The organism is Cupriavidus laharis, from assembly GCF_914271435.1.
Lineage (GTDB): Bacteria > Pseudomonadota > Gammaproteobacteria > Burkholderiales > Burkholderiaceae > Cupriavidus > Cupriavidus laharis.
The window spans coordinates 26,289-52,149 of the sequence record NZ_CAJZAI010000009.1 but is presented as its reverse complement, the minus strand read 5'-3'; the positions used below and the strand labels follow the sequence as shown (position 1 = coordinate 52,149).

General features: G+C 66.3%; 24 protein-coding genes and 1 riboswitch. Of the genes, 9 read left to right on the top strand and 15 right to left on the bottom strand.

Annotated elements, in window-relative coordinates; translation table 11 throughout:
* Positions 1-93: 93 nt before the first annotated feature.
* Positions 94-1,974: a phosphomethylpyrimidine synthase ThiC gene (gene thiC / locus LDO29_RS18185; RefSeq protein ID WP_224081197.1), complete on the bottom strand. Its 1,881-nt coding sequence runs from the start codon at positions 1,972-1,974 to the stop codon at positions 94-96.
* Positions 1,975-2,074: 100 nt separating this feature from the next.
* Positions 2,075-2,177: riboswitch (TPP riboswitch) on the bottom strand.
* A gap of 199 nt (positions 2,178-2,376) precedes the next feature.
* Here thiC and LDO29_RS18180 point away from each other — a divergent pair.
* Positions 2,377-4,038 (top strand): acyl-CoA dehydrogenase family protein, encoded by a 1,662-nt coding sequence (locus LDO29_RS18180; RefSeq protein WP_224081196.1) that lies wholly within the window; start codon positions 2,377-2,379, stop codon positions 4,036-4,038.
* Between the two features lie 12 nt (positions 4,039-4,050).
* Here the strand turns inward: LDO29_RS18180 and LDO29_RS18175 are convergent, their stop codons facing one another.
* From LDO29_RS18175 to metK, 3 genes are all read right to left on the bottom strand, one after another.
* Positions 4,051-5,730: a GMC family oxidoreductase gene (locus LDO29_RS18175; RefSeq protein WP_224081195.1), complete on the bottom strand. Its 1,680-nt coding sequence runs from the start codon at positions 5,728-5,730 to the stop codon at positions 4,051-4,053.
* A 243-nt stretch (positions 5,731-5,973) separates the two neighbouring features.
* On the bottom strand, positions 5,974-6,885 hold the full coding sequence (locus LDO29_RS18170; RefSeq protein WP_224081194.1) for a Kdo hydroxylase family protein: 912 nt from the start codon (positions 6,883-6,885) through the stop codon (positions 5,974-5,976).
* 146 nt (positions 6,886-7,031) lie between these two features.
* On the bottom strand, positions 7,032-8,195 hold the full coding sequence (metK, locus tag LDO29_RS18165) for a methionine adenosyltransferase (RefSeq protein WP_224081193.1): 1,164 nt from the start codon (positions 8,193-8,195) through the stop codon (positions 7,032-7,034).
* A 309-nt stretch (positions 8,196-8,504) separates the two neighbouring features.
* On the opposite strand from metK, the gene LDO29_RS18160 reads away from it, so the two are divergent.
* The 4 genes from LDO29_RS18160 (at position 8,505) to LDO29_RS18145 (ending at position 12,109) form a co-directional block, all read left to right on the top strand.
* Entirely contained in the window at positions 8,505-9,392 is an 888-nt protein-coding gene (locus tag LDO29_RS18160) for a lysophospholipid acyltransferase family protein (protein WP_224081192.1), read from the top strand.
* Positions 9,389-10,282 carry a lipid A biosynthesis lauroyl acyltransferase gene (locus LDO29_RS18155; protein WP_224081191.1) on the top strand — a complete coding sequence of 298 codons (894 nt, stop codon included), beginning with the start codon at positions 9,389-9,391 and terminating at the stop codon, positions 10,280-10,282. Before LDO29_RS18160 ends, LDO29_RS18155 begins: the two co-directional genes overlap by 4 nt.
* A gap of 43 nt (positions 10,283-10,325) precedes the next feature.
* Entirely contained in the window at positions 10,326-11,192 is an 867-nt protein-coding gene (gene dapF / locus LDO29_RS18150) for a diaminopimelate epimerase (RefSeq protein ID WP_224081190.1), read from the top strand.
* Between the two features lie 107 nt (positions 11,193-11,299).
* Entirely contained in the window at positions 11,300-12,109 is an 810-nt protein-coding gene (locus tag LDO29_RS18145; protein WP_224081189.1) for a polyphosphate kinase 2 family protein, read from the top strand.
* Positions 12,110-12,136: 27 nt separating this feature from the next.
* On the opposite strand, the gene LDO29_RS18140 is transcribed toward LDO29_RS18145, so the two are convergent.
* The gene (locus tag LDO29_RS18140) at positions 12,137-13,339 is read right to left on the bottom strand and encodes a patatin-like phospholipase family protein (protein WP_396022692.1); all 1,203 of its coding nucleotides are present in this window, start codon (positions 13,337-13,339) and stop codon (positions 12,137-12,139) included.
* A 198-nt stretch (positions 13,340-13,537) separates the two neighbouring features.
* Complete coding sequence (gene pyrE / locus LDO29_RS18135; RefSeq protein WP_224081187.1) at positions 13,538-14,239, bottom strand: orotate phosphoribosyltransferase; 702 nt, start codon at positions 14,237-14,239, stop codon at positions 13,538-13,540.
* A 30-nt stretch (positions 14,240-14,269) separates the two neighbouring features.
* Here pyrE and LDO29_RS18130 point away from each other — a divergent pair, with 30 nt between their 5' ends.
* The gene (locus LDO29_RS18130) at positions 14,270-15,046 is read left to right on the top strand and encodes an exodeoxyribonuclease III (protein ID WP_224081186.1); all 777 of its coding nucleotides are present in this window, start codon (positions 14,270-14,272) and stop codon (positions 15,044-15,046) included.
* Between the two features lie 8 nt (positions 15,047-15,054).
* On the opposite strand, the gene LDO29_RS18125 is transcribed toward LDO29_RS18130, so the two are convergent.
* Together LDO29_RS18125 and LDO29_RS18120 are read right to left on the bottom strand one after the other, a co-directional pair.
* Positions 15,055-15,453 (bottom strand): type II TA system antitoxin MqsA family protein, encoded by a 399-nt coding sequence (locus tag LDO29_RS18125; protein ID WP_224081185.1) that lies wholly within the window; start codon positions 15,451-15,453, stop codon positions 15,055-15,057.
* A gap of 30 nt (positions 15,454-15,483) precedes the next feature.
* Positions 15,484-15,678, bottom strand: a complete 195-nt coding sequence (locus tag LDO29_RS18120) for a type II toxin-antitoxin system MqsR family toxin (protein ID WP_318035509.1) — start codon at positions 15,676-15,678, stop codon at positions 15,484-15,486.
* Positions 15,679-15,950: 272 nt separating this feature from the next.
* Here LDO29_RS18120 and argC point away from each other — a divergent pair, with 272 nt between their 5' ends.
* Complete coding sequence (argC, locus tag LDO29_RS18115; protein ID WP_224081184.1) at positions 15,951-16,898, top strand: N-acetyl-gamma-glutamyl-phosphate reductase; 948 nt, start codon at positions 15,951-15,953, stop codon at positions 16,896-16,898.
* Positions 16,899-16,960: 62 nt separating this feature from the next.
* Here argC and LDO29_RS18110 read toward each other — a convergent pair whose 3' ends face one another.
* A complete protein-coding gene (locus LDO29_RS18110; RefSeq protein WP_224081183.1) occupies positions 16,961-17,920 on the bottom strand; it encodes a M48 family metallopeptidase in 960 nt (319 codons plus the stop codon).
* 122 nt (positions 17,921-18,042) lie between these two features.
* Between LDO29_RS18110 and LDO29_RS18105 the strand changes: the two genes are divergently transcribed.
* Entirely contained in the window at positions 18,043-19,302 is a 1,260-nt protein-coding gene (locus LDO29_RS18105; RefSeq protein ID WP_224081367.1) for a muropeptide transporter, read from the top strand.
* Positions 19,303-19,323: 21 nt separating this feature from the next.
* Here the strand turns inward: LDO29_RS18105 and LDO29_RS18100 are convergent, their stop codons facing one another.
* Both LDO29_RS18100 and LDO29_RS18095 read right to left on the bottom strand, forming a co-directional pair.
* The gene (locus LDO29_RS18100) at positions 19,324-20,175 is read right to left on the bottom strand and encodes an acyl-CoA thioesterase (RefSeq protein WP_224081182.1); all 852 of its coding nucleotides are present in this window, start codon (positions 20,173-20,175) and stop codon (positions 19,324-19,326) included.
* A gap of 74 nt (positions 20,176-20,249) precedes the next feature.
* Positions 20,250-21,137 carry a DMT family transporter gene (locus LDO29_RS18095; protein WP_224081181.1) on the bottom strand — a complete coding sequence of 296 codons (888 nt, stop codon included), beginning with the start codon at positions 21,135-21,137 and terminating at the stop codon, positions 20,250-20,252.
* A 117-nt stretch (positions 21,138-21,254) separates the two neighbouring features.
* Here LDO29_RS18095 and LDO29_RS18090 point away from each other — a divergent pair, with 117 nt between their 5' ends.
* On the top strand, positions 21,255-22,163 hold the full coding sequence (locus tag LDO29_RS18090) for a LysR family transcriptional regulator (RefSeq protein ID WP_224081180.1): 909 nt from the start codon (positions 21,255-21,257) through the stop codon (positions 22,161-22,163).
* Between the two features lie 11 nt (positions 22,164-22,174).
* On the opposite strand, the gene metW is transcribed toward LDO29_RS18090, so the two are convergent.
* The 4 genes from metW to LDO29_RS18070 all read right to left on the bottom strand — a co-directional run bounded on the left by metW (position 22,175) and on the right by LDO29_RS18070 (position 25,852).
* Positions 22,175-22,786: a methionine biosynthesis protein MetW gene (gene metW, locus LDO29_RS18085; RefSeq protein ID WP_224081179.1), complete on the bottom strand. Its 612-nt coding sequence runs from the start codon at positions 22,784-22,786 to the stop codon at positions 22,175-22,177.
* Entirely contained in the window at positions 22,783-23,955 is a 1,173-nt protein-coding gene (gene metX / locus LDO29_RS18080; RefSeq protein WP_224081178.1) for a homoserine O-succinyltransferase MetX, read from the bottom strand. Before metX ends, metW begins: the two co-directional genes overlap by 4 nt.
* 266 nt (positions 23,956-24,221) lie before the next feature.
* The gene (gene slmA / locus LDO29_RS18075; protein WP_224081177.1) at positions 24,222-24,887 is read right to left on the bottom strand and encodes a nucleoid occlusion factor SlmA; all 666 of its coding nucleotides are present in this window, start codon (positions 24,885-24,887) and stop codon (positions 24,222-24,224) included.
* Positions 24,884-25,852, bottom strand: a complete 969-nt coding sequence (locus tag LDO29_RS18070) for a pyrimidine 5'-nucleotidase (RefSeq protein ID WP_224081176.1) — start codon at positions 25,850-25,852, stop codon at positions 24,884-24,886. Before LDO29_RS18070 ends, slmA begins: the two co-directional genes overlap by 4 nt.
* Positions 25,853-25,861: the final 9 nt, after the last annotated feature.

Below are 25,861 nucleotides of genomic sequence, written 5' to 3'. Positions count from 1 at the left end.
TGCGGCCTCCTGTTATCCGATTGCCCGCGCGCGAGGCGCTGCGCGACGGGCGAATAGAACGCGGGCATGGGTGCGAACCATGCCCGAACTGCCTTACGAGTAGATCTTGCTGCCCTTCTTCAGGAACTCGATCGACTTCTCTTCCATGCCCTGCTGCGCTTCCTTCGGCAACGAGGCCGCGTAATCGCGCACTTCCTGCGTGATCTTCATCGAGCAGAACTTCGGCCCGCACATCGAGCAGAAGTGGGCGATCTTGGCGCCCTCGGCCGGCAGCGTGGCGTCGTGGTACGAACGCGCGCGTTCCGGGTCCAGGCCCAGGTTGAACTGGTCTTCCCAGCGGAACTCGAAGCGCGCCTTCGACAGCGCGTTGTCGCGCAGCTGCGCACCCGGCCAGCCCTTGGCGAGATCGGCAGCGTGGGCAGCGATCTTGTAGGTGATGATGCCCTCGCGCACGTCTTCCTTGTCCGGCAGGCCCAGGTGCTCCTTCGGCGTGACGTAGCACAGCATGGCAGTGCCCATCCAGCCGATGTTGGCCGCGCCGATGCCGCTGGTAATGTGGTCGTAGCCTGGGGCGATGTCGGTCACGAGCGGTCCGAGCGTATAGAACGGCGCTTCGTAGCAGTGCTTGAGCTCTTCATCCATATTGGCCTGGATGCGCTGCAGCGGCACGTGGCCCGGACCTTCGATCATCACCTGCACGTCATGCTTCCACGCCTTGGCGGTCAGTTCGCCCAGCGTGCGCAGTTCGCCGAACTGGGCGTCGTCGTTCGAGTCCGCGATGCAACCCGGACGCAGGCCGTCGCCGAGGCTGAACGACACGTCGTACGCCTTCATGATCTCGCAGATCTCGTCGAAGTGCGTGTACAGGAAGTTTTCCTTGTGATGCGCCAGGCACCACTTGGCCATGATCGAACCGCCGCGCGAAACGATGCCCGTGACGCGGTCGGCCGTCAGCGGTACGTAGCGCAGCAGCACGCCGGCGTGGATGGTGAAGTAGTCCACGCCCTGCTCGGCCTGCTCGATCAGCGTGTCGCGGAACATCTCCCAGGTCAGGTCCTCGGCGATGCCGCCGGTCTTGTCCAGCGCCTGGTAGATCGGCACCGTGCCGATGGGCACCGGCGAATTGCGCAGGATCCATTCACGCGTTTCGTGGATGTGCTTGCCGGTGGACAGGTCCATGATGGTGTCGGCGCCCCAGCGGATCGACCACACCATCTTTTCCACTTCCTCGGCCAGCGACGAGGTCACTGCCGAGTTGCCGAGGTTGCCGTTGATCTTGACGCGGAAATTGCGCCCGATCGCCATCGGCTCCAGTTCGGTGTGGTTGATGTTGGCGGGGATGATGGCGCGGCCCGAGGCGATTTCCTGGCGCACGAATTCCGGCGTGATGTCTTCCGGACGCAGCGGCAGGCCCGCGCCCAGCGCATTGCCCGGGTGCTGGCGCAGCAGCGCCTTGTATTCTGGCTTGTCGTACAGCGCTTGCAGGTTCAGCGATTCGCGCAGCGCCACGTATTCCATTTCCGGCGTGATGATGCCCTTGCGCGCATAGTGCATCTGCGACACATTGGCGCCAGCCTTGGCGCGGCGCGGGTTGGTCAGCTGGGCAAAGCGCAGGTGCGCGGTGGCCGGGTCATTGGCGCGGTCGCGGCCGTATTCCGACGACAGGCCGGGCAGCACTTCGGTGTCGCCGCGCTCGTCGATCCACTTCGCGCGCAGCGCCGGCAGGCCGGCCTTCAGGTCAATGTGCACGTCCGGGTCGCTGTACGGGCCCGAGGTGTCGTACACCGGGATCGGCGGATTGGGCATGTCGCCCTTCTCGGTACGCGTGGACGTCTGCAGGATGGTGCGCAGCGGCACGCGGATATCCGGGCGGGTGCCGGTCAGGTAGGTCTTGCTGGAAGCCGGATAGGCGAATTTCTGGTCGAGGTCGCTCTCGAGCGATTCGAAGGAAGCTGCGGGGGCAGTACGGGCCATGGGTGTCGTCCTCTCTCTTGCGGGGTGGACGAAACCAGGAGCCCTGTGAGCGCCGCCGTGGCCTGGGGCCAGGAGGCGAGTCCCGGAGGGACAAGAGCGTTTGGTCTTGCTAGAAACTTCCCACGCCGGTACTAACCGGATCGGGTTCGAAGGGACTCTCTCAGCTCGCACGGCCCATCCGTACGGCACCCCTGTTTCATCCAACGGGGTGAATTTAAGCACAAGCCCCCGGCCGGCGCCAGTGCCAGTTCCCACTCATTCGTGGTGCCACAGCTGTGCGCAGGAGTATCGAATTGCCCATGCTGCACCGCAAGAATCGTCGACAGGGGCACCGCAGCGCACTCGTGGGGCTCGCTACGTGCTCTACCATGCAATCAAAGGCAAGCCGATCCAGGAGACATCATGACCGACGCCGCCACGCACCGCGTCTTCAACCAAGTGCCGGATCTCGCGCACTACAACCTCTTTGGCTGCGACCCCATCGTCAGCGACGCGCTGGAGCGCCTGGGCGGCGGCTGGCACGCCGCGGCGCTGACCAGCTACGGCGCTCGCCTGGGCGAGCCCGAGGTGCTGGCCTGGGGCGCCGATGCCAACCGGTACGTGCCCGAGCTGCATACGCACAACCGCACCGGCGAGCGCATCGACCAGGTCACTTTCCACCCGAGCTGGCATGCGCTGCTCTCACTGCTGCGCAGCCAGCAGCTGCAGGCGCTGCCGTTTGCCGAGCCGCGCGCGGGTGCCTGGATGGCGCGCACGGCGGGCTATTTCCTGCAGGCGCAGGTCGAGTCGGGATCGCTTTGCCCGACCACCATGACCTTCGCAAGCATTCCCGTGCTGCGCAAGGAAACCGCGCTGTTCGCCGAACTCGAGCCGCGCCTGTACGCGAAGGACCATGACGCGCGCGACCTGCCATGGCGCGACAAGACCGCGATCATGATCGGCATGGGCATGACCGAGAAGCAGGGCGGCTCCGATGTGCGCGCCAACAGCACGGTGGCCCGCCCCGTGCGTGGCGAAGGCCGCGGTGCCGAGTACCTGCTGACCGGCCACAAGTGGTTCTTCTCGGCGCCGATGTGCGACGCACACCTCGTAGTCGCGCGCATGGGCGCCGAAGACGGGCCGCTGTCGTGCTTCTTCGTGCCGCGCTTTCGCGACGACGGCAGCAAGAACCCGGTCCAGATCCAGCGCCTGAAGGACAAGCTTGGCAACCGCTCCAACAGCAGCAGCGAAGTCGAGTTCCGCGAGGCCAGCGGCATCCTGATCGGCAAGGAAGGCCGCGGCATCCCGACCATCATCGAGATGGCCACCAATACACGGCTCGATTGCGTGATCGGCAGCGCCGCGATCCTGCGCGCCGCCTACGTACAGGCGCTGCACCACACGCGACACCGCAGCGCCTTTGGCCGGCTGCTGGCAGACCAGCCGCTGATGCGCAACGTGCTGGCCGACCTCGCGCTCGAAAGCGAGGCCGCCACGCTGCTGATGGTGGAACTGGCCCACGCCTTCGAGCATGCCGACAGCGACCCGCTTGCCGCGGCCTGGAAGCGCGTGGTCACGCCTGCAGCCAAGTTCTGGATCTGCAAGCGTTCGATCGAGGCCACCGGCGAGGCCATGGAGGTCTGGGGCGGAAACGGCTATGTCGAAGACGGCCCGATGGCCCGCCTCTATCGTGAAGCGCCGGTCAACTCGATCTGGGAAGGCTCGGGCAACATCATGTGCCTGGACGTGCTGCGCGCGATCCAGCGCACCCCCGATGACGCGGCCCTGCTGCTGCAGGACCTGTCGCGCCGCGCCACGGCACACCCTGCCGTGCGTGCGGAACTGGCCTCGCTGCAGGCGATGCTGCGCGAGCCCGCGGAGCAGCTCGAAGCCAATGCACGGCGCTTCGCACAGGGGCTGGTGCTGACCGCGCAGGCCGCGCTGATGCTGTCGCATGCCGACGCGGAAAACGCCGAGGCCTTCGTCGCGAGCCGGCTGGGCCGGCAGCACGGGCGCGTGTTCGGCACGCTCGACATGGAGGCCGAAGCGCTGAAGCGGGTGTTCGAGCGCGGCTGGAGTGCCTGACAGTCCCGCTCCTCAGGCTTCCATGGTCTCGCGAATCCGCAGCAGCACGCGCGGCGCGTAGCGGATCAGGTCGTGCGCGCGCTCGCCGATCATGATGGCGGGCGCATTGGTGTTGCCGCCAACCAGCGTCGGCATGATCGAGGCGTCGACCACGCGCAGGCCCTCGACCCCGCGCACGCGCAGTTGCGGATCGACCACCGCCAGCGCATCCATACCCATGCGGCACGTGCCCACCGGGTGGTAGATGGTGTCCGCGCGCTCGCGGATCATCTCGCGCACGGCCGCGTCGTCGCTGCCATCGGCACGCAGGTGCGCGGAATACAGCTCCCGGCCGCCAAAGCACGCAAGCTGCGGCTGCGCAAAGATCCGGCGCACGATCTTCACGCCGGCCACCATGTCGTCGAGGTCGCGCGCATCGGAAAGATAGCCGGGATCGATGCGCGGCGGCCGCCGCATGTCGGGTGAGGCCAGCCGGACTTCTCCGCGGCTGCGTGGGCGCAGCACGCACACGTGGCATGAATAGCCATGGCCGAAGCGGATCCTGCGCATGTGGTCGTCGGCCATGCCCACCACGAAATGCAGCTGCAGGTCGGGCTCGGCCAGGTCGGGACGGCTGCGAATGAACGCGCCCGCCTCGGCAAAATTCGAGCTCATCATGCCCGCGCGCTCGCGCCGGTAGCGCAGCATCTCGGACAGCAGGTGCAAGGCGCCGCCCAGCGACAGGCCGAACAGCTCCGGCGCGGCCAGGCGCTTCTGCAGGATGATGTCGAGGTGGTCCTGCAGGTTGCCGCCCACACCCGGCAGGTCATGCACCACCGGTATGCCAAGCTCGCGCAGGTGCGCCGCCGGCCCGACACCGGATGCCATCAGCAGTTGTGGCGAGCCGAAGGTGCCGGCCGACAGGATCACGTCATGGCGCGCGCGCAGCAGGTGCTGGCGGCCATTGCGGACAGCCAGCACGCCCACCGCATGCCTGCCTTCGAAAACAATACGCAGCACCTGCATGCCGGTCAGCACGTGCAGGCCGGCACGTCCGCCGTTACAGGCCTTGTCGCGTGCGTTTCCGCCATGCAGGTAGGCACGCGCGGCGTTCCAGCGCTCGCCTTCGTGCTGCGTGACCTGGTACCAGCCGACACCTTCCTGCTCTTCGCCGTTGAAATCGTCGTTGCGCGCGTAGCCGGCCTGCTGCGCGGCGTCGATGAAATGCTGGCCGAATGGATTGGGCGTGCGCAGGTCGGACACATGGAGCGGGCCAGTACCGCCGTGCAGCGGATCGTCGTCGCTGCCGGCCACGCGCGCGTTGCACTCGGCGCGGCGGAAATACGGCAGCACGTCGTCCCAGGACCAGCCATCGCAGCCCGCCGCGGCCCACGCGTCGTAGTCCGCCGGCCGGCCGCGCGTGTAGATCATGGCATTGATCGACGAGCTGCCGCCCAGCCCGCGTCCCCTTGGCTGGAAGCCGCGCCTGCCGTTCAGCCCCGGCTGCGGCACGGTCTCATAGGCGTAATTGCGCGCACCGGCGCGCGGCAGCATCACTGCGGCGCCCGCAGGTGTGCGCACCAGCACATGGTGGTCGTGACGGCCTGCCTCGATCAGCGCAATACTGTCGCTGCCGCTGTCGGCCAGGCGCCCGGCCAGCGCGCACCCGGCCGAACCCGCGCCGACAACGACATAGTCATACGTGGTTTCCATCTGTCTCCCCGCGACCCCGGAGATTGCGGCGGGGCGTGCGCCCTCTGCCCGCTCCGGAGGATGGCAAGCCTGAAGACCAGTGTAGGCGCTGCCCCCGCGGGAAGTGAAGGCCGGCGGCCGGCGGAAGCCAGAGCGTTGCCGCCCACCAGGCGTGCCTGGACGGCGCCGGCCTGCTCGCGCCGCCCTACGGCAAGCGCTTCGAGACCATGCTGAAGATGCTGCTGTGCCGAACGCTCAGGGCTCTCAGGAGACCAGCATCGGCCGGCCCAGCATGCGCGAGAGCACGGCTTCCGGCGAATGGGTATGGTCGGAGATGGCCTTCGGATCCAGGTAGATGGTCTGCTCCATCATCGCGCGGCCGCGCATGGCCGCGTGCAGGAGCTGATCGCTGAAGACGATCCACGTCGATCCCGGCGGGAACTGGAATTCCTGCTGGGGCACGCTGGCCTGGTAGTCCAGGTCGGCCTTGGCCAGGTCGTGCAGTTGCAGCATGCGGTGGTCGTATTCCGAACGCTTGCGCTTGGTGATGTGAAGTTGCTTCATCAGCCACGCCTGGCCGGGCCACATGCCGTGGGTCTTCGGCACGAAGCGTTGCGCAAAATCGGCGAACGGCTCGCCCACGCGCCAGACGCGCGGCGCCGCAGGGTCGATGTTGTGGAACACGCGCAGCAGGCGCTGGCCCAGCAGCGGGTTCGATGGGAAGGAGTCGACATGCAGGCGCGTGTCGTCCTTGCGCCAGCTCACCGGGCGGCCGGCGATCTCGCTCGGGCGCAGCGACGTGCCGGCGCGCGTCATGTACGGGCCGTACTCCGGGAACAGAGACAGCACCAGCTTTTCGCTGAACTCGGCATAGCGGCGGATCAGCCGGTACAGGTCGGCGAGATCCTGCCCGGTGCCCTGCGCGCCGCGCACGGCGGTGTCAGTGGCGCGCAGGTTGATGTTCTTGGACTTGCCGTCCGAATAGCGGCTGTCGAGGAAACGCTCCTCGCCCGGCTCGAAACGGAAGTGCAGATCCGGGAAATAGAGCACCGCGCCCTGCTCGAGCTGGCGGCGCAGATCCGCCTGCGTCGCGGCATCCACCTCGGGCGACCAGTCGGTGTACGGCTGCGGGCGGATCAGGTCGAGTTTTGCTGAGGGGGTGGAAGCGGATGGCATGGGCTTTCTCGGTTTGCCGGATGGGGGAATTTTACGCGCTATTTTTTGGTGATGAATTGATCACAGGCACGCGATCAGCAAAGACATCCAACAAAAAACCCCGCCGGCCAGCGGCCAACGGGGTTTCACACCAGAACAGCGAATGCTTACAGACCAGCCGCTGCGCGCAGAACCGCTGCCTTGTCCGTCGCTTCCCACGAGAACTCCGGCTCCTCGCGGCCAAAGTGGCCGTAAGCTGCGGTCTTCTCGTAGATCGGACGCAGCAGATCCAGCATCTGCACGATGCCCTTCGGACGCAGGTCGAAGTGTTCCTGCACCAGTTCGGCGATCTTCGCGTCGGGGATCTTGCCGGTGCCTTCCGTGTAGACGGTCACGTTGATCGGGCGCGCCACGCCGATGGCGTAGCTCACTTGTACCTGGCACTGGCGTGCCAGGCCCGAGGCCACCACGTTCTTGGCCACGTAGCGCGCGGCGTAGGCAGCCGAGCGGTCGACCTTGGACGGATCCTTGCCCGAGAACGCGCCGCCGCCGTGCGGTGAGGCGCCGCCGTACGTATCGACAATGATCTTGCGGCCGGTCAGGCCGCAATCGCCCTGCGGGCCGCCGATCACGAAGCGCCCGGTCGGGTTCACCAGGTATTTGGTGTCCTTGAGCATCTCGGGCGGCAGCACCGGCTTGATGATCTCCTCGATCACCGCCTCGCGGATCTGCGCCTGGGTGATATCGGGCGCATGCTGCGTCGACAGCACCACGGTGTCCACGCTGTGCGGACGACCGTCGACATAGCGCACGGTGACCTGCGACTTGGCGTCCGGACGCAGCCAGGGCAGGCGGCCGTCGCGGCGCAGCTGCGACTGGCGCTCGACCAGGCGGTGCGAGTAATAGATCGGGAACGGCATCAACTCCGGGGTCTCGTCGCAGGCATAGCCGAACATCAGGCCCTGGTCGCCGGCACCCTGGTTCAGGTAGTCGTCGGACGCGCGATCCACGCCCTGGGCGATGTCAGGGGACTGCTTGTCATAGGCGACCAGCACCGCGCAGCCCTTGTAGTCGATGCCGTATTCGGTGTTGTCGTAGCCGATGCGCTTGATGGTGTCGCGAGCGACCTGGATATAGTCCACGTTGGCCGTGGTGGTGATTTCCCCGGCCAGCACGACCAGCCCGGTGTTGCAGAGCGTCTCGGCAGCCACACGCGCGTACTTGTCCTGCGCCAGGATGGCGTCCAGGACAGCGTCGGAAATCTGGTCTGCGACCTTGTCGGGATGGCCTTCGGAGACGGACTCCGAAGTGAAAAGGAAGTCGTTTGCCACGAACTTGTTCTCCAGGTTGGCTATTGCGTGCCAGCCTGTCGGGTCATGGCGGCGACGCTTTAGCGGTATTTTCAGGCCGCTCGGTTAGAGCGGTATCGCCCCGCAAGTTGTCAGTTAACTCGGCGATACACGCTATTATACGCGCCTGCCGGCACAATGCAGCCAGTGGCTTCGGGGCCACCGTGTGCCGGCGCACGCCGATCTGATACATGGTTAGCGGCAGGAACCAGCCAGTTCCTGAGCCCTGAACGACGGCTTGCGGCCGCATTGCCGACCTTCCCGCAAGGGACCGCCATCCACCGCCACACGATGACTTTCCTGTTCTGGCTGATCTCCCGCTTCCCACTGCGCCTGCTCCAGGCCATGGGCGGCGCGCTCGGCCTGCTGGCGGCCCGCCTGCCGGGCCGCTACGGACGCCGCCTGCGGGAAAACTTCCTGCTGGCCTTTCCGGATGCCACCGAGCAGATGATCGCCGAAGCGGCCCGCTCAAGTGGCCGCATGATCCTGGAAATGCCGTACTTCTGGAGCCGAAAGAAGATCCGTGCCCGCCTGTACGGTTTCGACGACTACCTGTGGCCGGAACTGGAAAAGCTGCAGGCGCGCGGCAACGGCATCATCATCCTGACGCCTCACCTTGGCTGCTTTGAAGTGCTGCCACAATCGCACGCGCTGCTGCGCCCGGTGACGGCACTATTCAAGCCCCCCCACCAGCCGTGGCTGCGCGACTGGATCGAGCGCATGCGCACCCGTCCCAACATGGCCATGGCTCCGGCCACGCCGCGCGGCGTGCGCATGCTGGTCAAGGCGCTCAAGCGCGGACAGGCCGTCGGCATCCTGCCCGATCAGGTGCCCAGTGGCGGAGAGGGCAACTGGGCGCCCTTCTTCGGCCAACCCGCCTACACCATGGCACTGGTTCACCGCCTGCAGCAACTCACGAACGCCCCGGTGGTTGCCATCTTCGGCGAACGCCTGCCGCGCGGAGCCGGTTATCGCGGCCACCTGCGCATCGTCAACGATGGCGGCATGTTGCCGGAAGATCCCGCGGAAGCGGCCGCCATCATCAACCGTACCGTGGAGGAACTGGTCGCCATCGCGCCCACGCAGTACCTCTGGGGCTACAACCGCTACAAGACCCCGTCCGGCGTGCAGCACCCGGCGCAGGACACGCTGGCGGCCACCGAATCCTCCCACTCATGAGCCGACTCTTCACGTGGCTCGGCATCGGCCTGCTGACCGTGCTGGGCAAGCTGCCTTATCCACTCGTTGCGCGTTTCGGCGAAGGGCTGGGCGGACTGCTTTACCTCGTACCCAGTAGCCGGCGCCGCATCGTGCAAGCCAACCTGCGCGCCTGCTTCCCCGACAAGAGCGAAGCCGAGATCGACGCGCTGTCGCGCGAATCCTTCCGCACCGTGTTCCGCAGCTTTGCCGAGCGCGGCATCTTCTGGACGGGCAGCGAGGCACAGATGCGCCGCTGGGTGCAGATCGACGACCAGGCCGATCTCGTGGCCATGGACGGTACGCCGCACATCCTGGTCACGCTGCACCTGTCCGGCGTCGAGGCCGGCGCCATCCGGCTGACCATCCACCTGCGTGACCACGTGGGCCGTTCGGGGGCATCGCTGTACACCGCCCAGAAGAACAAGCTGTTCGATGGCTTCCTCAAGCACGCACGCGGCCGCTTCGGCGCGAAGATGATCTCGCGCAATGACAGCGCACGCGACATCCTGCGTTGCCTGAAGAAGGGCGAGGCGCTGCAGCTGATCGCCGACATGGACTTCGGCGAACGCGATTCGGAATATGTGCCGTTCTTCGGTGTGCAGGCGCTGACGCTGACCTCGGTGTCGCGACTGGCGCGGCTGACCGGCGCCAAGGTGGTGCCGATCTACACGGAGATGCTGCCCGACTACCAGGGGTATGTGCTGCGCATCCTGCCGGCATGGGAAAACTACCCCGGCGACAGCGTCTCGGAAGATACGCGCCGCATGAACGCCTTCTTCGAAGACTCCATCCGCCCGCGCGTGGCCGAGTACTACTGGGTGCACAAGCGCTTCAAGAACCGCCCGCCAAGCGAACCGTCGATCTATTGACCGCGGCCGGCAGGCCCGGCCCTGCGCGGCTACAATTTGCACCATGAAACTTCAGTTCACCAAGATGCACGGTGCCGGCAACGACTTCGTCGTGCTCGACGGCATCCACCAGAAGCTCGACCTGACTACCGAGCAGTGGCGCGCGCTCGCCAGCCGGCATTTCGGCGTGGGCGCCGACCAGATGCTGATTGTGGAAAAACCCACGCGCGACGACGTGGACTTCCGCTACCGCATCTTCAATGCCGACGGCAGCGAGGTCGAGCACTGCGGCAACGGCGCGCGCTGCTTCGTGCGCTTCGTCACCGACAAGGGCATGACCGACAAGCGCTCGGTCCGCGTGGAGGTCATGAACGGCGTGATCACGCTAACCTTGCAGGATGACGGCCAGGTCACGGTGGACATGGGCGCGCCCGAACTGGAACCGGCCCGCGTACCGTTCCGTCCCGATGGCCTGCCGACGCGCGCCCAAGGCGAAGACACCGCCTACGGGCTGGAGATCAACGGCCGCACCGCGTGGATTTCCGCAGTGTCGATGGGCAATCCGCATGCCGTGCAGGTGGTGGACGACGTCGAGAACTTCCCGGTGCTGCAGGACGGCCCGCTGATCGAAAACCATCCGACCTTCCCCAACCGCGTGAACGCCGGCTTCCTGCAAGTGGTCGACCGACACACCGTCCGCCTGCGCGTATTCGAACGCGGCGCGGGCGAGACACTGGCCTGCGGCACGGGCGCCTGCGCAGCCGTCGTGGCCGGCATCCGCCGGGGCCTGCTCCACTCTCCGGTGAAGGTCCATACCCACGGCGGCGACCTCAGCATTGCCTGGGACGGCGGCACGGCGCCCGTGCGCATGACCGGCCCGGCCACCACCGTGTTCGAAGGCACCATTGACCTGGCTGCCCTGCCGGCCTGACTATAGGGGCCTGTGCGCCCCGCTTCGCTTCACCACGGCCTGACTGCGGCGGGGATTCCGAACGTTCCGTGCGGCGTCCTGCCGCCGGCCGAACCGATGGAGCACCCATGCCGCTGGATGATTACCGCATCACTTCGGGCAAGCGTTTCAGCCTTGCCGGCTTCGACCCGGGGAGCAAGCCGGTGTCGCAGGGCGACAAGCAGGCCGATCTGGCGCGCATCACACAACTGAGCGACGAGCTGGACCTCCAGCAGGACATCTTCTACGCCGAACACCGGCGCAAGATCCTTGTGGTGTTGCAGGGCATGGACACCAGCGGCAAGGACGGCACGGTGCGCTCAGTCTTCCGCAGCTTCGATCCGCTCGGCATCCGCGTGGTGAGCTTCAAGGCGCCAAGCCCCGAGGAACTGGCGCGCGACTACCTCTGGCGCGTGCACCTGCAGGTGCCCAAAGCCGGCGAGATCGTGCTGTTCAACCGCAGCCACTACGAAGACGTGCTGATCACGCGCGTGCATGGCTGGATCGATGACGAAGAGTGCGAGCGCCGCTACCGCCAGATCCGCGCGTTCGAGACGCTGCTGACCGAGACCGGCACCACCATCGTGAAGTGCTTCCTGCATATCTCGAAAGACGAGCAGAAGGCGCGGCTCGAAGCGCGGCTGGCCGATCCGCAGAAGCACTGGAAATTCGACCTGACCGACCTGGCCGAGCGCAAGCACTGGAAGGCCTACATGGATGCCTACGAGTCGGCCATTGCCGCCACCAGCACCTCGGAATGCCCGTGGTACATCGTGCCGTCCGACTCCAAGACCCATCGCAACCTGATGGTGGCCGAGATTCTGACCGACGTGTTCCGCCGGCTCAGGCCGACCTACCCGCCGCCGCGGCGCGAGCTGGCCGGGGTCAAGGTCGAGTAGTCCTGCCGCAGCGGCACGCGCGCCGCGTCACTCGTGGTCGCCGTTGCCGCGATGCACGTCGTGGGTGACGAACGGGTGTTCACGGCTCGGCATGGCCAGCCAATGGGAGTGGCGCAAGGTCTGGCGGATATCGTCCAGCCCGCTGGTCCAGTGCTCGTGCATGGCGAGCGAACCGAACTGGTAGTCCTTGGCATGGTTCTCGAAGGACTTGTCGCGGTAGATCAGCTGGATCACATTGCGGCGCGCGTCGCACGCATGCTCGGCCGCGCGGCGGTACCACGCATCGTCGCGCCTGGAGGGCGGCACCAGCGCCATCACCTCGGCGAGCATGCGGCGGAAGTTCTGCTGCTCGCGCATGTGGTCGGTGATCGCGCGGGTGCGGCTGGAGTACTGGATATCCTTTTGCCGCTCCGCCACGTCCGCCAGGTCGTGCGGCAGCTTGCCGCGTGCGCTCCACAGGTCTACCTGGAAGATCAGCGCATCGCGGCGCGGCTGGGCGGTAAGCACTTCGGCCAGCGGCGTGTTGGAAACCAGGCCGCCGTCCCAGTAGTACTCGCCGTTGATCTCCACCGCGGGGAAGCCCGGCGGCAGCGCGCCGGAGGCCATGAAATGCTCGGGACGCAGCGTTTCGCGCGTGTTGTCAAAGTAGGCGAAGTTGCCGGTGCGGATATTGACCGCGCCCACCGACACCCGCATCTCCTTGGGCCGGTTGATCAGGTCGAAGTCGGCAAAGCGCTCCAGCGTGGCCTTCAGCGGCGTGGTGTCGTAGTAGCTGGCGCGGGTCGGGTCGGTGTAGCGGGTCACCAGTTCCAGCCAGTTGCGCGGCTGGAAGAAGCCGCGCTGGCCCTCGAACATCGCACGTGCGGCGTGCAGGCTGTCGAACCAGATGCGCACCGGCTCCGGCCAGGTGTCCGCATTCTCGAACATCCAGGCCTGCGACAGGCTTGGCAGCCATGGCTGCACGCAAATGTACTCCCAGAAGGCGCGCAACTGCTCCACGCGGCGCTCGGGCGGGTTGCCGGCGATGATCGCCGCATTCAGCGCGCCAATGGAAATCCCCGCGACCCAGTTCGGGTAGACGCCGCCTTCGGCCAGGCCCTGGTAGACGCCCGCCTGGTAGGCGCCAAGCGCGCCGCCGCCCTGCAGGACCAGCGCGCGCACGGCGTAGGCTTCATGCGCCGGGCGGCCCGCGGCGGTGCCCTCAGGCAGGTCCTCCGCCCCGCAATTCAGTGCCGGCGCCTTGCGCGCCCGCGCGGGCTTTTCGGATCTTTCGGATCTTTCGGACTTTGCGGGCCTTGCCCGCCGCCCAGCGCCTTCCTGGATTTCCTGCCGCTCCTTGCCCGCCACGCCGTGCTCCTTGCCAAGTGAAGAGTGCTGCTATTGTGCTCGGCCGGAGGCTACCCTCCGGCAACCGCACCGTGTTTCCCGTCAGACGCCGTAGCGCTGCCGGTAGGCGGCCACGGCCTCGCGCGAACCCGACAGCGCCGGATCGTTGGACGCGTCGAGGTAGGCCAGCAGGTCCTTCAGGCTGGCAATGGCGATCACGGGCACGCCGTATTCACGCTGCACGTCCTGCACGGCTGAATGCGTGCCGACCTGGTCGGCAGTGCCGCTTTTCTCCATGCGGTCCAGCGCGATCAGCACGGCTGCAGGTTCGGCGCCAGCCGCGCGGATCATCTGCATCGATTCGCGCACCGAGGTGCCGGCGGAAATCACGTCGTCGATGATGACGACCTTGCCCTGGAGCTTCGCCCCGACCAGTGTGCCGCCCTCGCCGTGATCCTTGGCTTCCTTGCGGTTGTAGGCGAAGCCGACGTCACGGCCCATGCCCGCCAGCGCCACGGCGGTGGCCGACGCGAGCGTGATGCCCTTGTAGGCCGGCCCGAACAGCACGTCGAACTGCACGCCCGAGGCCAGCAGGGTTTTCGCATAGAATTGCGCCACCTGGCCCAGCATCGCGCCCTGGTTGAACAGGCCGGCGTTGAAGAAGTACGGCGACTTCCGGCCCGCCTTGGTCACGAACTCGCCAAAGGACAGCACGCCGGCGTCCAGCGCGAAGCGGATGAAGGTCTGGCTGAGATCCGGCTGGCCGGCCTGCTGCGCGGTGGAAGGCGTCGTCTGCTGCGTCATCTTTTCTCTCTGAATTCAAAAATTTCCCGCATGTTACGGATTATCAGCGCCAACCTCAACGGCATCCGCTCCGCGTCCAAGAAGGGCTTTTTCGAGTGGATGGGCAAGCAGGACGCAGACATGGTCTGCGTACAGGAGCTCAAGGCGCAGGCCGCCGACATGACTGAAGCGTTCCTGGCGCCACATGGCTACCACGGCTTCTTCCATTACGCGGAGAAAAAAGGCTACAGCGGCGTCGGCCTCTACACGCGCCATAAGCCGGAGCGCGTGATTACCGGCTTCGGCAATGCGGAGTTCGACAGCGAAGGACGCTATGTTGAGGTGCAGTATCCGCACCTCGCGGTCATCTCCGTCTACGTGCCATCCGGCTCGAGTTCGGAGGAGCGTCAGCAGGCAAAGTTCCGCTTCATGGAAGCTTTCCTGCCCCATCTGCTGCAACTGAAGGCCACCGGGCGCGAAATCGTCCTGTGCGGCGACGTGAACATCGCTCACAAGGAAATCGACATCAAGAACTGGAAGGGCAACCTGAAGAATTCAGGCTTCCTGCCAGAAGAACGGGCCTGGATCGGCGAACTCTTCGACACGCACGGCTACGTGGACGTATTCCGCCAGCTCGACCCGCGCCCCGAGCAATACACGTGGTGGAGCAACCGCGGCCAGGCCTATGCCAAGAACGTCGGGTGGCGCATCGACTACCACCTGGCCACGCCGAAGATTGCCGGCACGGCGCATGTGTGCTCGATCTACAAGGATGAGAAATTCAGCGACCACGCGCCGCTGTCGATCGACTACGACTATCCGCTGTGAGAGCGTCTTCAGACCGCCCGGACTTCCGCCAGGAGTTCCGGGTGGCGGTCGAGCAGCTTCAGGAGCTTGACCAAGGCTAGCGGCGGCTTGGTCTTGCCAGTTTCGTAGCGCGAGAACGCGTTGACGCCGCCACCGAAAATGTCGGCGGCTTCGCGCTGATCGAGGCGGAGTTTCTTGCGGACTGCGGTTATATATGTCGGATCCACGAGCGACGCATTGACCTGCTTGTTGAAAGCCAGCATCGCCTGGCTAACCCTGTCGCCATCCTCATCCAGTACACCATCACCACATTTGTCACACCACTCGCCCAGCACATCAGGAATCATGGTTGTTTCGCTGCGATACGTATAGGGCACATCACGCACGCCTTTTACCAGTTCTGCACCACCGCAAACAGGACACCTCATCCGCCACTCCTCTGTCAGCCAGGACCACGTCTATCTGGACTTGAACGACACCACAAGCACCTTGTCCGCCATCGTCAGCTTTACATACAAGCCACCATATCGTGTGGCAGGGCGGTACACATCCTGCCAAACCCGGTGATCCTGATACGTTGTCATACTCTTGTAGAAATCGGCAGGCACAAGGTCTAGCAGAATGTCGCACACGCCGCCCCAGTCCAGATTCATCGCCGCGCTCCGGCATACGCTACATACGTCATTTTCATCTTGCCTGCCGCAAGCATGGCCTTTACATGCTGCAGCTTGTAATGCGCCGTACCTTTCTCCATGCAAACTAACCTAGTAGGTTAAATTCCGCAAGCCGAAAATCATCCAGAATTGAACGAAATCAATCGGTGTATTCCCCTGCGACTGACCCCCAAGCCCGCTACAATGCAGGTTCGCCCCTGCACCCGGCAGGAGATATTTCGCATTCCCGCATTTCAAAGAGCGAGTCCGCCATGGTTTTCAAAGTGTTCGTCGATGGTCAGGAAGGCACCACCGGTCTCCGGCTGCTTGACTATCTTTCCGGTCGTTCCGACGTGGAACTGCTGCGCATTGCAGACGACAAGCGCAAGGATCCGGCTGAGCGCGCACGCTTTCTGAACGCCGCGGATGTCGCCTTCCTGTGCCTGCCGGACGTGGCCTCTCGCGAGGCCGTGTCGCTGGTGACCAATCCGAATACGTGCGTGATCGACGCCAGCACGGCGTTCCGCACCGCCGACAACTGGGCCTACGGACTGCCGGAACTGGTGCGCGGCCAGCGCGAGAAGATCCGCGCGAGCAAGCGCATCGCCGTGCCGGGCTGCCACGCCAGCGCTTTCGTGATGGCGGTGCGCCCGCTGGTGGACGCGGGCGTGCTGCCGCGCGACTACCCGGTGTCTGCGTTCTCGCTGACCGGCTACAGCGGCGGCGGCAAGAAGATGATTGCCGACTTCGAGGCCGGCGGTAACCCGAAGCTGCACAGCCCGCGTCCGTACGCGCTTGGCCTGCAGCACAAGCACCTGCCCGAGATGCGCGTGCAGGGCGGCCTGGCGGCAGACCCGATCTTCAACCCGATCGTTGGCAACTTCCTGAAGGGCCTGGCGGTGACGGTGCCGGTCTTTGCCGACCGCCTCGCGCGCAAGGTTAGCCCGGAGCAGATCGTCGACATTTACCGCAAGCACTATGAAGGCGAGCAGTTCGTGCGCGTGCTGCCGTACAACAGCGACGCCAATCTCGATGACGGCTTCTTCGATGTGCAGGCCAACAACGACACCAACCGGGTCGACCTGTTCGTGTTCGGCACGCCCGAGCGCCTGAACCTGGTCGCGCGCCTGGACAACCTGGGCAAGGGCGCGGCCGGCGCAGCGGTGCAATGCATGAACGTGCATGTCGGTGCCGATGAGGCTACCGGGCTGCAGGCCTGACCGCTCTTCCCCTGAAGCAGAAAAGCCGGCATTGCCGGCTTTTTTGTTGTCCGCGGAATCGATTAACGTTTGAGCGGCCGCTGGCGGTCGTCGTCGCCGGCATCGACCGGCGCATCGCCAAGGTTGGCCATATTGGCGCGGTACGGCGGCAGCCGGTCCACCGTGGTGTTGATGGCACGCGCGTAGAGCGGCAGCACCTCCGGCATGTGTTTTTCGAGATCGGCAATGCGGGTGCGTCCCGACGGGTGCGTGGACAGGAAGTCGGCGCCGGACTGCGTGACCTTGGCCATCTTCTGCCATAGCGTCACGGCGGCGCGCGGGTCATAGCCGGCGCGTGCCGCGATGTCCATGCCGATGAGGTCGGCCTCGCTCTCGTCCGCGCGCGAGAAGCGCAGCGTCAGCAGCTGCGCGCCGGTGCCCAGTGCCATATTGCCTAGATTGCCGAAGCCGAACAGCTGCGAGACGACATTGGCGCCAAGGTTGGTGATCTCCGACTTGGCAGCGCGCTCGCGCGCGTGCTCCTGCAGCGCGTGCGCGATCTCGTGCCCCATGGCCATGGCGATTTCGTCGTCGGTCAGCTTGAGCTGGTCGAGCAGGCCGGTGTAGAACGCGATCTTGCCGCCCGGCATGCAGAAGGCATTGACCTGCTTCGAGCCGATCAGGTTGATCTCCCACTGCCACTGGCGCGCGCGCTCGTTCCAGCGCGCGGTTTCCGGCAACAGCCGCTTGCCGATGGCGCGCAGGCGTTGCAGCTGCGTATTGCCGTCGCCGGCCAGCGCATGCTTGGCGATCGCTTCCTGCTTGATCTGCTCATACTCCTGCGCGGCCTGCTGTTCGATGACCTCGACCGGCACGATCTTGCGCACCGAGGAACCGCCACGCTGCAAGCGGATGCCATCTTCCTGGCCGCCATCCTGCTGGGCCAGCGCCAGCGGCGCCGTCGTCATTGCCACGCCCACGGACAGCGCACAGGCCAGTCGGGACAGGACAGGACGCGGAACACCTGGCAGGCGGCGGGACATGTTCGGTTCCTTGGGGGGCGGTAGGGTAAGCCGGGGGCAGTCGGGCAAGGAGCGGGCAAACGGGTGATGCAATAATACACGGCGCCCACGCAGCCGCGCGGCGCCATCCGCCCATGCCATCCATGAATTTCCAGGACTACCTCGACATCTTCCGCAACCGCCGCATCGGCGCCATGCTGGCGCTGGGCTTCGCCTCCGGGCTGCCGCTGGCGCTCACGTCCGGCACGCTGCAGGCCTGGATGACAGTGGAAGGGCTCGATATCAAGACCATCGGCTTCTTCTCGCTGGTGGGCCAGGCTTACATCTTCAAGTTCCTGTGGGCACCGCTGATGGACCGCTACACGCCGCCGCTCATGGGCCGGCGCAAGGGCTGGCTGCTGGTCACGCAAATTGGCCTGGTGCTCGGCATCGCCGCCATGGCGTTCTGCCCGCCGCGTGAAGCCCTCTGGACGCTGGCGGCCCTGGCCACGCTGGTCGCATTCCTGTCGGCGTCGCAGGACATCGTTTTCGATGCCTACAGCACCGACGTGCTGCGCCCGGCCGAGCGTGGTGCCGGCGCGGCCGTCAAGGTGCTGGGCTACCGGCTGGCGATGCTGGTCTCCGGCGGGCTCGCGCTGTGGCTGGCGGACCGCGTGATGGGCTGGCCGCAGATGTACCTGCTGATGGCCGCGCTGATGGGCGTTGGCATCGTCACGCTGCTGTGGGCACCCGAGCCCGACGTGCCGGCGCGCGCGCCGCGCTCGCTCGAAGAAGCCATCGTGGGCCCGCTGCGCGATTTCTTCTCGCGGCCCGGCGCATGGTGGCTGCTGCTGCTGATCGTGCTGTACAAGCTCGGTGATGCCTTTGCCGGCAGCCTGTCCACGACCTTCCTGATCCGCGGTGTCGGCTTTTCCGCGGGCGAGGTCGGCATCGTCAACAAGACGCTGGGGCTGGCCGCGACGATCGTCGGCGCGCTGTTCGGCGGCACGCTGATGGTGCGCCTGGGGCTGTACCGTTCGCTGATGCTGTTCGGCGTGCTGCAGGCGGTGTCCAACCTGGGCTACTGGATCCTGTCGGTCACGCCGCCGCACCTGTGGTCGATGGGTGCCACCATCGCGGTCGAGAACCTCTGCGGCGGCATGGGCACGGCGGCATTCGTGGCGTTGCTGATGACGCTGTGCAACCGCTCGTTCTCGGCGACCCAGTACGCGCTGCTGTCGGCGCTGGCCTCGGTCGGCCGCGTCTATGTCGGGCCGACGTCCGGATATATGGTGGAAGCCTGGGGCTGGGCGCCCTTCTACCTGGGCACGGTGCTGGTGGCGCTGCCCGGCGTGCTGCTGCTCTGGGCCATGCGCCACACCGTCCATCGCTACGAGGCCCAGGCGCGCGAAGCGATCGCCTGAGCCTCATCCCGCGAACTTTTCCTACTCCTTGTAGTACACGATCTGGTGCGACGTGGCGAGCAGCTCGCCGCCCGCGCTCCAGACCTGCGCGCTCTGGTCGAAAAAGCCCTGGCGGAACACCTGCGCCTGGGCGCTGCACAACACGTGGCTGTCGCCGAGGGCGGCCAGCGTAGCCGCGTCGGCGTGGAAGTACGTGGTCAGCGACACGGTACCGGCGGGCACGAAGCCGGCGCGCTTGAGGAAGATGCGCGGATAGAAACTGTCGCACCAGGCCGCCACGGCCGCGAAATCCGGCGTGCGCGGTGGCTCGTCGCGCAGCCAGAACTGCGTCAGGCTGTCGGGATGCTCCGTGCCCGGCTCCGTCGCCGGCCTGGCGCCGCGGAATGGCCGCATGTCATAGGACTTGAGCCAGCGCACCGGCGCAAACCCGGCCATGGCCGGCACTTCGTTCGCCGGCGGCGCCTCCGGGCGCACGGCCTCATCGCATGACCATGTCTCGCGCCGCAGCGAGAACACCGCGGTGGCCGTGGTGGCCACCGCATCGCCCTGGCGCAGCTCGATCTGCCAGTGCTGGGTCGAACGGTTGGTGCGCGTCGGACGCGCCTCGATCTCGAACGCCCCTTCGGCAATCGGCCCGGCGAAGTTCACTGTCAGCGCGAGTGGATCGCCCAGTCGCTGCGGATGCTGCAGCGCCGCCTGCAGCAGCGTGGCCGCCGTGATGCCGCCGAACGGCCCGATCATGTTCCAGTATTCGGGCGTGGTACGGCCCAGGAAGCGATGCTCGCTGGCCGGCTCGAGCACGAGCGCGTCGTCAAAGGGATGAAGCAGCGTGCCGGCGGCAGCGGCGGTAACAGTCTGGAGCGCGGAGGTCATGGCGAATAGCACGGTCGTTCGATCACCTGCCTACACTAACCATAGTCAGGGTCGGCGTCAATGCATATCCACAATCAGCCCTTGGCGCGTATCCGCAACGGCACGCTCCAGCCAAGCTGGTTGGCGATCACGCCCAGCAGGACGAGCGCCATGCCGGCAAGTTGCAGCGGCCCCAACACCACATTGAAGACCGCCACATCGATGATGATGGCCACCAGTGGGTAGACAAACGACAACGTCGCGATCGACACCACGCTCAGCCGCTGGAAGGCGCCATACAGCAGCGTGTACATCACCCCGGTATGAACGAGCCCAAGCGCCAGCAGGGCACCCCAGGCGCGCCCATCGAAGGTGGCCACGGCCGGATGCGCCAGTGGCGCCAGCATCAGTACGCCGATCACCATCTGCAGGCCGGCGATCTGTCTCGGCGGGATGCCCTGCAACCGCCGCGTGGCCATGGTGGTGACGGCGTACAGCAGCGCCGCCAGCATGGCCAGCCCGATCCCGGCCAGCATGGACATGCCTTGCGCGCCGTGTTCCAGGCCGGTGATCAGCATCACGCCCGCGAATGCCAGCACCAGCCATGGCAGCCGGCCGAACGGGAACGGCTCGCGCTGGAACAAGGCCGTCAGGATCAGCAGGAAGAACGGCTGGGTGTGATAGACCACCGTGGCAATCGAAATCCCGCTGTAGGCATAGGCCGAGAACAGGCACAGCCAGTTGAGGATCAGCGTAACGCCGCCCAGCGCCAACCAGCCCAGCTGCGCCTTGTCCAGCCGGACCCAGCCGCGCTGCAGTGTCAGCGCGCCCAGCAGCGATGCGCCCCCGAACAGGCAGCGGAAGAACACCACATCGATGGTCGGCTGGCCGCTCGTGACCACAAACCAGCCAATGGTGCCCGACAGCGCCATCGCGGCGACCATGCGCCAGGTACCGCCAGCGCCCGCTTGTTGAGATGCCATGAAATGCTCCGGTTCCGGTAAATCCATGAAGGCATTGTTCCATCACGCTCTGAGATCAACAATCTGGAAGATACTCAATTAATATTTGACTACACGTCAAAGAAAGCGGAGAGCCGGATGCAGGCACCCCCACTGAATGCCATGGCGGTCTTTGCACGCGTGGTGGAATGCGGCAGCTTTTCCGCCGCCGGGCAGGACCTGGGCATGACCCCGTCCGCAGTCAGCCGACATGTCTCGCGGCTGGAAGCCACGCTGGGTGCCAGCCTGCTGCAGCGCACCACGCGGGCCTTTGCGCTGACAGAACTGGGCCACGCCGTCTATGCGGCCTGCGCGCGCATGACGGCAGCGGCGCGCGAGGTCTCTGCGCTTGGCACCGACCATGCCGGCGAACCGCACGGGGTGCTGCGCGTGAGCGCCTCGGTCGTGTTCGGGCAGGCCTGGCTGGCACCGCGCCTGCCCGCGCTGCTCGCGCGCTACCCGGCGCTGGAGCTGCAGCTGACGCTGGCCGACCGCATGGTCGACCTGGTGGAAGAAGGGCTGGACGTGGCGATCCGCATTGCGCGCGAGCTGCCGCCGGGCCTGGTAGCGCGGCCGCTGCGCGACGTGCATTACCAGTTGGTGGCTTCACCGGCATGGGTGCGCCAGCACGGCGCGCCGGCGAAGCCGGCGGACCTGCCGCACGCACGCTGCCTGTACCTGGGCTATGGCGCCTTCGGCGAGCGCTGGTCCCTGCGGCACAAGGCCTCGGGCGATGACGTCACCGTGCGCATCCCGCCGCGCTTCACGCTCAACAACAGCGTGGCGATCGTCACCATGGTGGAACGCGACGCCGGCATCGGACTGGTGCCCGACTTTTCCGCCGCGGACGGCCTGGCGGCCGGGCGGCTTGTCACAGTACTGGATGACTGGGACATCCTGGAGCCCTATGTGGGTACCGCCTACGCGGTGTACACGCCCACCCGGCACGTACCGCCGAAGGTCAGAGCCTTCGTCGACCACCTGATCGAGACCGCGTCAGCCCCCTGACGCCAGTCCGGTCAGGCCGAGCAGACCCGGTACACGGCAAGACTGCCGCGCCAGTTCACACCCCAGTTCACGGTGATGCCTTCATGCATGACCACGCGGTCGAGCACGCGCAGGCCCACCTTGGGTGCCAGCGCCTCGAAGTCGCTGATGGTCAGCACCCGCACGTTCGGGGTGTCGTACCACTGGTACGGCAGCGATTCCGATACCGGCATGCGCCCGCGGAACACCGACAGGCGGTGCGGCCAGTAGCCGAAGTTCGGGAACGAGACAATGCATTCGCGCCCGACGCGCAGCGTGTCGCGCAGCACCTGCGCAGTGTTGTGGATGGTCTGCAGCGTCTGCGACAGGATCACCGTGTCGAAGCTCTTGTCCTCGAAAAGCGCCAGTCCGCCCTCCAGGTTCTGCTGGATGACATGGACGCCCTTCTGCGCGCACGCCAGCACACCTTCGTCGCGGATCTCGATACCGTAGGCCTGCACTTCGAGCTCGTCCTGCAGGACGCGCAGCAGGCTGCCGTCACCACAGCCGAGGTCGAGCACGGTGGACTTGGGTTCGACCCAGCGGGCAATCGCACGGAAGTCCGGCCGCAGCGCCAGGATGTTCGGATTGGCGAGGGCGTTCATGCGCCGATCTCCTCTGCGATGCGGTCGTAGTAGGCGCGCATCAGGTTGTGGTAGCGCGGATCGTCCAGCAGGAAAGCGTCGTGGCCGTGCGGCGCGTCGATCTCGGCGTACGAGACCGGACGCTTGTTGTCGAGCAGCGCCTTGACCAGTTCGCGGCTGCGGTTGGGGGCAAAGCGCCAGTCGGTACTGAAGCTCGCCACCAGGAAGCTGGCCTGCGTCTGCGCCATCGCGCGCGTCAGGTCGCCGCCATAGGCCAGCGCCGGGTCGAAGTAATCCAGCGCGCGCGTGATCAGCAGGTAGGTGTTGGCGTCGAAGTACTCGGCGAACTTGTCGCCCTGGTAGCGCAGGTAGCTCTCCACCTGGAACTCGACGTCGAACGAGAAGCGGATGTCCTCGGACTTCAGCTCGCGGCCGAATTTCTCGGCCATGTCCTCATCCGACAGGTAGGTGATATGGCCGATCATGCGGGCCACGCGCAGGCCGCGCTTGGGCTTCACGCCATGCGCGTAGTAGTTGCCGCCGTGGAAGTCGGGGTCCGACAGGATGGAGCTGCGCGCCACTTCGTTGAACGCGATGTTCTGCGCCGACAGCTTGGGCGTGGACGCGATCACGATGCAGTGGCGCAGGCGCTGCGGGTACATCAGGCTCCAGGCCACCGCCTGCATGCCGCCGAGGCTGCCGCCCATCACCGCGGCGAACTGCGTGATGCCGAACGCGTCAGCCACGCGCGCCTGCGCGTTGACCCAGTCCTCCACGGTCACCACCGGGAACATCGCGCCATAGGGCTCGCCCGTGGCGGGGTTCGTACTCATCGGCCCCGTGGAGCCGAAGCACGAGCCCAGGTTGTTCACACCGATGACAAAGAAGCGGTTGGTATCCAGCGGCTTGCCCGGGCCCACCATGTTGTCCCACCAGCCCACGTCGCGCGGATCATGCGCGTAGACGCCCGCCACGTGGTGCGAGGCGTTCAGCGCGTGGCAGACCAGCACGGCATTGGAGCGGTCGGCGTTGAGCGTGCCGTAGGTCTCGACCATCAGGTCGTAGCCGGCGATCGACGAGCCGTTGCGCAGCTTCAGCGGCTCCTGGAAATGCATGCGCTGCGGCGTGACGACACCGACGGAATCGTTCGGCAGCGCGAGTGCGGCAGGCGGCAAGGCGACATCTGTCATGGAATCGACCCGCGTAAAGCGGGCATAAAAAAACCCGACCGGCAGTGCGTATGAAGCGTCGCAGCCAAGTCGGGCATTCGCGGTGTTCCGCGTGCCGGCGTGGATCCCGAACCTGCCTGGGGGCGCCGACCCAACCTCTTTAGCCGCATTTATATTCGCAGTCGGAAAATCCTCGGACCATCCGGCTGCCGCGCGCCCGCAAGCCAGTCATCAAATCGGCGCGACCGGGCAATTATAGAGCAATTGGCCCGGCGTGACGCAGCAGGCTATCCGAGCAATACGCGCAGCTGCGCGTCCACGCGCTCGCCCGGCGACTTGCGGAAGCCGCTCTTGGCATAGCGGTGCCACTGGCCCTGCACGTAGGCCATGACCAGCGCGGCGCGCAGCGCGATATCGGCATCGGCCGGGAACGCGCCCTGCGTCACGGCCATCTTCAGGCACTGGCGCAACGAGGCCTCGATGCGGTCGACCATCTGGTTGATGCGGTCCTGCAGGCGCTCATGCTCGCCCACGAGCGCCTCGCCGGTCAGCACGCGCGTCATGCCCGGGTTCTTCTCGGCAAACGACAGCAGCATGCGCACGATGGCCTGCACCTGGCGCAGGCCGTGCTCTTCGTTCGTCGTGATCTGGTTGATCAGGCCGAACACGGTCTGTTCGATGAAGGCGATCAGGCCTTCGTACATCTGCGCCTTGCTGGCGAAATGGCGGTACAGCGCCGCCTCCGACACGCTCAGGCGCGCCGCCAGCGCAGCAGTGGTGATCTTTTCCCCGCGCGGATGCTCGAGCATGGCCGCCAGCGTCTGCAGGATCTGGACGCGTCGCTCGCCCGGCCGCGGGCGCTTGCGCGCCGGCGGCGTGCTTTCGCTGGCCGCCGCTGCATCCTGCCCGTCCGGCAGGAGCGCTTCCGGCGGGGTTCCATTGCTTTCCGTCATGACCCGGTTCTCCGCAATCTTCGTTGTAGTTGATGCATCGATTGTACTTTTATGTCCACATAGGCCGGCCGCTTCGGCACACGCGCCCGGACGCGCGGTGCGTGATCGGGCTGCGACTGCGGGGACAGCGCTGCGCCGCCCGCCGCCGGAGGGACCTGCGATTCGGCCGCAACCAGCGTCACCGAATGTTCCTGCGCGGCATGGCTGGCGTGCCGGCGGTCCTCGGCATCGAGCGTTAAGCGCACCGCCGCATCGCGGCGGCTGCCGGCCGTCTCCGGCACGGGCACCGCGTGCGGACGCGACGGCGCGATCGTGCGCAGGTAGCCCGTCACCCAGGCGGTGCGGATGCCCGTGCCGGCGTAGCGCTTGAGATGCGACAGCGTGTCTTCGACCAACACCGCCCTGTGTGGCGCAATGCCGGTCTGCACCAGCAGGCGGCGCAGCATGCGCCGGTCAGGCTTGGGGCGCAGGTGCCCGTGCACCCACATCTGCTCGATCGCCACCACGCGCTCGAAGCAATGGCCGATGCCGGCAATGTCCAGCACTGCGCGCGCATAGGCCTGCGGCGCATTGGTGACGAGGATCTTGCGCCCCGGCAGCCGGCGCAGGTGCGCGGCCAGCCCGCGCCGCACACGTACCATGCCGGCCAGTTCCGGGAACTCGTGCGCGGCGCGCAGGAAATCCGCCGGGTCCACGCCGTGGTGCCGGATCATGCCGAGCAGCGTCGCCCCGTAGCGCTGCCAGTAGTCCACGCGCACGCGGCTCGCGGTGGCCTCGTCGCAGCCGAGCACGCGCGCCACGTAGGCGGTCATCAGCCGGTTGATTGCCGGGAAGATGGCGTGCGAGGCGTCGTGCAGCGTGTTGTCCAGGTCGAACAGCCACACCGTGTCGCCGGACTGGTCGCCAGCCGGACGCCGGCGCAGGCGCGCCTGGATGCGGCGCGAAGTGGGAAGACTGGAAGGCACGCCGGACTG

Bases quoted from the DNA above. Each gene is read 5' to 3' on its own strand.
- thiC (WP_224081197.1), bottom strand. From the start codon at position 1,974: ATGGCCCGTACTGCCCCCGCAGCTTCCTTCGAATCGCTCGAGAGCGAC.
- LDO29_RS18180 (WP_224081196.1), top strand. From the start codon at position 2,377: ATGACCGACGCCGCCACGCACCGCGTCTTCAACCAAGTGCCGGATCTC.
- LDO29_RS18175 (WP_224081195.1), bottom strand. From the start codon at position 5,730: ATGGAAACCACGTATGACTATGTCGTTGTCGGCGCGGGTTCGGCCGGG.
- LDO29_RS18170 (WP_224081194.1), bottom strand. From the start codon at position 6,885: ATGCCATCCGCTTCCACCCCCTCAGCAAAACTCGACCTGATCCGCCCG.
- LDO29_RS18160 (WP_224081192.1), top strand. From the start codon at position 8,505: ATGACTTTCCTGTTCTGGCTGATCTCCCGCTTCCCACTGCGCCTGCTC.
- LDO29_RS18155 (WP_224081191.1), top strand. From the start codon at position 9,389: ATGAGCCGACTCTTCACGTGGCTCGGCATCGGCCTGCTGACCGTGCTG.
- dapF (WP_224081190.1), top strand. From the start codon at position 10,326: ATGAAACTTCAGTTCACCAAGATGCACGGTGCCGGCAACGACTTCGTC.
- LDO29_RS18145 (WP_224081189.1), top strand. From the start codon at position 11,300: ATGCCGCTGGATGATTACCGCATCACTTCGGGCAAGCGTTTCAGCCTT.
- pyrE (WP_224081187.1), bottom strand. From the start codon at position 14,239: ATGACGCAGCAGACGACGCCTTCCACCGCGCAGCAGGCCGGCCAGCCG.
- LDO29_RS18130 (WP_224081186.1), top strand. From the start codon at position 14,270: ATGTTACGGATTATCAGCGCCAACCTCAACGGCATCCGCTCCGCGTCC.
- LDO29_RS18125 (WP_224081185.1), bottom strand. From the start codon at position 15,453: ATGAGGTGTCCTGTTTGCGGTGGTGCAGAACTGGTAAAAGGCGTGCGT.
- LDO29_RS18120 (WP_318035509.1), bottom strand. From the start codon at position 15,678: ATGAATCTGGACTGGGGCGGCGTGTGCGACATTCTGCTAGACCTTGTG.
- argC (WP_224081184.1), top strand. From the start codon at position 15,951: ATGGTTTTCAAAGTGTTCGTCGATGGTCAGGAAGGCACCACCGGTCTC.
- LDO29_RS18110 (WP_224081183.1), bottom strand. From the start codon at position 17,920: ATGTCCCGCCGCCTGCCAGGTGTTCCGCGTCCTGTCCTGTCCCGACTG.
- LDO29_RS18105 (WP_224081367.1), top strand. From the start codon at position 18,043: ATGAATTTCCAGGACTACCTCGACATCTTCCGCAACCGCCGCATCGGC.
- LDO29_RS18100 (WP_224081182.1), bottom strand. From the start codon at position 20,175: ATGACCTCCGCGCTCCAGACTGTTACCGCCGCTGCCGCCGGCACGCTG.
- LDO29_RS18095 (WP_224081181.1), bottom strand. From the start codon at position 21,137: ATGGCATCTCAACAAGCGGGCGCTGGCGGTACCTGGCGCATGGTCGCC.
- LDO29_RS18090 (WP_224081180.1), top strand. From the start codon at position 21,255: ATGCAGGCACCCCCACTGAATGCCATGGCGGTCTTTGCACGCGTGGTG.
- metW (WP_224081179.1), bottom strand. From the start codon at position 22,786: ATGAACGCCCTCGCCAATCCGAACATCCTGGCGCTGCGGCCGGACTTC.
- metX (WP_224081178.1), bottom strand. From the start codon at position 23,955: ATGACAGATGTCGCCTTGCCGCCTGCCGCACTCGCGCTGCCGAACGAT.
- slmA (WP_224081177.1), bottom strand. From the start codon at position 24,887: ATGACGGAAAGCAATGGAACCCCGCCGGAAGCGCTCCTGCCGGACGGG.